A 977-nucleotide genomic window follows, 5' to 3' on the forward strand; every position below is an offset into this window, starting at 1 on the left:
GTTCCTGGGGGGATCGGAGGAAACTCCTCGAAGGTAGCAATGTGCTCCTGCAACTGCGGCAGCGCTTTTTCGGCCGCCCATGTGTGCGGGAAGAGTACGCTTTCACGCTCATGCGGATCATTCAGTAGGTTGTAGACCCTTGGTGTGTCGAAAGACTCCGTCGCGCCAAAGGCTGTTGTGTTCTCTTTGAACAGAACTTTCCAGTCCTTCCATTTTACACCGAATATCTGTTCGCCCATGTAAACGATCACGCCTTCTCGGTTCGATCTCGGCTGGACGCCCAGAAAGAACTCGGACTGGTCGATCCCATCAAAAGCCCGGTCTTCCGGCACTTTGCCGCCCGCGAATGCCGCCAGTGTTGGAAAAAGGTCCATGGAGTGGACAACGTCATTGCTTTCTGAACCAGCGGGGATCTTCCCCGGCCACTTGATCGCAAAAGGCACGCGCATGCTGCCTTCGAGGCTGGTGAACAGAGTCCCGCGCCATGGCCCCGCAGTACCATGTACCGCAGGAACCGGCGAGACATTGGCGTTTCCAACCGGAAGAGCTTCGGGGCCGTTGTCTGCAGTAAATATCACCACGGTGTCGTCGGATACGCCTGCCGCTTCGATCGCATCAACGATGCGCCCGATGTACGTATCTGTCTGAAGTAAGATATCGGCCCAGACGCCGTTTCCAGTTGCGCCATCAAACTCCTCGGACGCGATGTTTGGATAGTGGGTCTGCGTATAGGCAAGATAGATGAAGAATGGCGCGTCTTCGGCACTCTTAGCTTAAATGAAATCGACGGCCTTTTTCGTCAGGTCGCCATCTATCTCGCCGCGGTAGTCCAAGTCATAGTCCCGCGCAACGGTCGCCGGTTCGCCTGCAGTACCCTGCATCACGACAGGCTCTTCCATGTTGGCTTCAGCAAATCCCGGAAGCGTGCGCCAGACTGTAACGTCCGTGGTTTCAACACCGTAAAACTCGTCGAATCC

2 protein-coding genes are annotated in these 977 nt (G+C 55.9%); both read right to left on the reverse strand.

The annotated features are described in order from the left end of the window. On the reverse strand, positions 1 to 743 hold a 743-nt coding region (locus tag ACR0J4_RS23090), incomplete at its 3' end, for a sulfatase-like hydrolase/transferase (RefSeq protein WP_480668839.1). 30 nt (positions 744 to 773) lie between these two features. After that, a partial coding sequence (locus tag ACR0J4_RS23095; protein ID WP_480668838.1) for a hypothetical protein occupies positions 774 to 977 on the reverse strand: 204 nt, incomplete at its 5' end.

The sequence above is a fragment of the Ruegeria sp. B10 genome, assembly GCF_056539825.1.